Below are 4056 nucleotides of genomic sequence, written 5' to 3'. Positions count from 1 at the left end.
AGGCTCGACCCGCGGTAGCCCCGCTGGTCGAGCCTGTCGAGACCCCTGGACCTACGTCAGCAGGTCGCCTGGAGCATCGGGACCAGCATGTCGTTGAAGTCGTACAGCGCCTCCTGGTCGAGCGTCACGTTGCGCCCGGTCACGCCCAGCGCGATCTGCCGCTCGCCGTCGAGCGAGGTGAAGTTGACGCTAAGGGTGCCGAAGCTCGCGCCGTCGTGCCCGTACAGATACTCGCCGGGCACGCACGGGTCGGGCAGGCGGTAGGTGCCCAGCCCGTACTCGATCATCTCGGCGCTGCGCGGGGTGAGCATGTCGGTCACGGTCTCCGGGCTGACCAGCTCGCCGGTGACCAGGGCCTCGTTGAAGGCCGCGAGGTCCTTGGTCGTGCTGGTCACGGCGCCGGCCGCGCGGAACAGCGTCGGGTCGAAGTTCTCGATCGAGTACCAGCCCGCGCCGTCGGCGCCCGTGTAGGCGGCGTCGTGCAGGAACGGCCCGCGCTTCCGGGGGCCCTCGGGGTAGTCGCTGGCCCGCATGCCGGCCGGCTCGAACACGCGCTCCTCGAGCAGGTCGTCCAGGTCGGTCTTGTTCACCTTCTCCAGCATCATGCCGAGCGTCACGAACCCGGCGTTGGAGTAGGAGAAGCCCGTGCCCGGCTCCAGCACCCAGGGCGCGGTGTGCACGGCCCGGACGTGGTCGCCGTCGGAGTAGTGCTCGCCCAGCACCTCGAAGTACTCGTCGATGTCGGCCGGGTCCTGCATCTTGTCGAGGATCAGGTACTCGGACGCCGTCGGGGCGCCCGAGGTGTGGCTCAGCAGCTGCTCGATCGTCACGTCGCGCGGCAGGGCGCCCGGCAGCACGTCCTCGACGCTGGTGTCCAGCGTCCAGGTGCCCTTCTCGATCTCCTGCAGCACGAGCGTGGCAATCATCGGCTTGGTGTTGCTCGCGACCCGGAACTGGTCGCCCGTGCGGGCGCGGGCGTGCCCGCCCAGCTCGCGGACGCCGCCGGCGCCCGCCCAGGTGAGGTCCGGCGTCTCGACGCGCGCGGTGACGGCGACGGCGCCGTCGTCCACCAGGCCGGCTACGGCCTGGTCGAGCTCGCGGCGGACGTCCGTGCTCGGCGCCGTCCGGGCGCGGGCGGAGGGGCCCGCGGCCTGCTCGGCGGCCTCCAGCACGGCCTGCGACAGCGCCATCGGGTCGTCGACCGCCGCCACGGGCGACGGCGCGGCGCTCACCGGGGTGTCCGACGGCGCGGCCTGCGCGATCGCTCCCGCTCCGGTGATCGGCAGCACGCCGGCCACCATCACGCCCAGGGTTGCCCTGACTCGGCGGTGTGCATTCATGGGGATGCTCCTTCGTCTCGGCACCCCGCCAGTCTGCTGGGGACCGGGCGAAAGCTGATCCCCCGCAAGAAGGACATCCTGACCAGGCACTCCACCCTGCGAGTGAGCACGTTGGGAGGAGGGCGGTGCGGATGCGAGTTCGGTCGGTTGCCTCGAGACCGGTCAGTTGACCGACCGGTCTCAACGCAACCGACCGAACTCAAATTGCCCACGCGGGCAGACGTCAGCGGCGGCCCGGGATCGGCACCGTCGACCAGTCCGTGTCCGAGGCCAGGTAGAAGCTCGGGTACGAGGGCTGGTTGTACGTCGTCTGCTGGCGCGCCACCTCGACGCGGTACTGCGGGTCCTGCATGAGCGTGTACAGCGCGATGTCGCTCGGCTCGGTGGTGGTGAACACCCGCAGCGCGGTCGAGTCCGTGGTGCGCACCAGCACCTCCTCGCGCCAGTCGCCGAGCACGTCGGCGACGAGCGACGGGTTGCCCTTGGTGCCGTTGTTGGTGAGCGTCCCGTCCAGGGTCGCGACGACGCCGCGCGACCAGTCCTTGATCGTCGGCACCGCGGGGTCCGCGCCGTCCACGACCTGCGTGGTCCCGTCGCCCGCCCACCGCACGGACTGGTTGGTCCCCATGGTCGACGTCGCCACCTGCTCGCCCGTGGCGCTCAGCGTTCCCGACCCGAGCGTGCCGTCCGGCATGGACGCCCACACCTCGATGCCTGGCACGTCGGGCAGCACGTCGCCGATCATCGAGCGGCCGGTGTCGCGCCCCGAGTACTCGCCGAACAGCACCTCGCCGGTCGCGGCGTCACGCAGCGCGGAGCCGTAGGGCGCCCAGGTGCCGCCCTCGTGGCAGGTCCAGATCTCCAGCCCCGGGCGGTCCGGGTCGATGTCGGTCACGTGCATGGCGTCGCCGTGCCCCAGGCCGGCGTTCGCCCCGGGGTTCGCGGAGCCCTCGGGCAGCGTGTCGAACGACGAGTACAGCAGCGAGCCGTCGTCGTCGAGCGTGGCGGAGCCGTAGACGATCTCCTGCCGACCGTCCCCGTCGACGTCGGCCGCCGACAGCGAGTGGAAGCCCTGCGTGGTGATGCTGCCCCACTCGGGCGAGGTGCCGGGCACGCCGTGCGGGCTGTCGTTGAACGGGTTGGACATGGGGGTCCAGCCCGAGTCGGCGAGCCAGCGCTTGGTCAGCTTCTTGCCGTTCCAGTCGTACGCGGCGATCGTCGAGCGCGTGTAGTAGCCGCGGGCGAAGATGGCGCTGGCCTTGCCCTCGGACAGGTACGCGACCCCGGACAGGAACCGGTCCACCCGGTTGCCGGGCTCGATGCGCGCCATGGCGTAGTCGCCCCAGCGCAGGCCGTCGTCGGTGCGTCCGGGCTCGTAGTCGACGGTCTCCAGCGGCCGGCCGCTGAGCCCGTCGAAGACCGTGAGGTACTCCGGGCCGCTGATCACGAAGCCCTCGAACAGCCGGAGCTGGTTGCGCGTCGAGCGGGCGGGTGCGTACACGTCGATGAAGTGGTCGACGGCGGCGCGCGCGTCGGCGTCGGACAGCGGGTAGGTCCAGCGGGACTCGATGCCCCACGCCTCCTCGAGCGTGGCGGGCCACTGCCCGCTGGTCACCTCGGGGCGCGTAGACCAGCCGCGGAACGTGTCCACGAGGTGCTCGTAGTAGTCCCCGGCCGACATCCGGTAGTCGTCCGTGTCGCGTACCCCGGCCGCGCGGTCGTCCTTCGCGATCGGCACGTAGCGCTGCCCGGCGGGCCGGCCGTCGCGGTAGGTCGTGACACGGGTGCCGGGGGCGGTCTTGACCATCAGCTCGGCGCGGCCGTCGCCGTCGTAGTCGTAGACGGGGAACTGCGTGTAGTGCGCGCCCGCCCGGATGTTGACGCCCATGTCGATGCGCCAGAGCTGCGTGCCGTCGAGCTCGTAGGCGTCCAGGTAGACGTTGCCCGTGTAGCCGACCTGGGACACGTCCTTGGAGTTGGAGGGGTCCCACTTCACGACGACCTCGTAGTCGCCGTCGCCGTCGAGGTCCGCCACGGAGGCGTCGTTCGCGCGGTAGGTGTAGGTCTCGCCGGCGGGCGTGACACCGTCGGCCGGCTTGTTCAGGGGGATGTCCAGGTGGCCGTCGCCCCACACGTCGGCCTGCGCCGCCCGGCCCTTGTTCGGGCCGCTCAGCGGCACCACGCGGTAGCGGGCGTCGGCCGTGCCCGCGGCGTCGAGGTAGTTGGTCGCGCCCGTGACCGTGGCGATGCGCCGCCCGTCGCGGTAGAGCGCGAAGCCCGGGCCCTTCAGGCCGGCGTCGGTATGGCCGGTGACCTCGGGCGCGAGCAGCCGCCAGCTCAGGAACACACCCTCGCTGGTCGCGGCGGCGACCAGCCCGCGGCCCAGCTTCTCGGCGACCTTGGTGCCTCCGCTGCCCGACGTCGGGCGGCCGCCTCGGGCGGTCTCGTCACCCTGGGTGGTGGGCTGGTCGGCGGCAGTGGTGGCGGCCGTGGCCGGGGCGGTGGTCGGGACGGTGGCGGCGAACGCCGCGGCGCCCACCCCGCTCAGCCCCAGGCTCAGGGCCGTCGCCAGCACGGCGCCGGTCCGGATGGTTCTCGGGATCATGGATGGAATTCCTCTCTGAACTCTCAGATCACACGAAGGCGTGCGCTTCTACCCAGCCATCGGGCCCGGAACTCGCGTGATTCCGGGCCCAATGGCTGGGTAGAAGCGCAC

2 protein-coding genes are annotated in these 4056 nt (G+C 71.7%); both read right to left on the bottom strand.

Features of this window, described 5'->3' with window-relative positions; genetic code table 11:
• Positions 1–56: 56 nt before the first annotated feature.
• Positions 57–1340: a serine hydrolase domain-containing protein gene (locus ACFU5G_RS29420; protein ID WP_377252601.1), complete on the bottom strand. Its 1284-nt coding sequence runs from the start codon at positions 1338–1340 to the stop codon at positions 57–59.
• A 223-nt stretch (positions 1341–1563) separates the two neighbouring features.
• The gene (locus tag ACFU5G_RS29415) at positions 1564–3945 is read right to left on the bottom strand and encodes a rhamnogalacturonan lyase (protein ID WP_377252600.1); all 2382 of its coding nucleotides are present in this window, start codon (positions 3943–3945) and stop codon (positions 1564–1566) included.
• Positions 3946–4056 lie beyond the last annotated feature (111 nt).

Source organism: Promicromonospora sp. NPDC057488 (assembly GCF_042802395.1).
Classification (GTDB): domain Bacteria; phylum Actinomycetota; class Actinomycetes; order Actinomycetales; family Cellulomonadaceae; genus Promicromonospora.
Note: the sequence above shows the minus strand (reverse complement) of the source record. Positions and strands in the feature narration are given on the sequence as shown.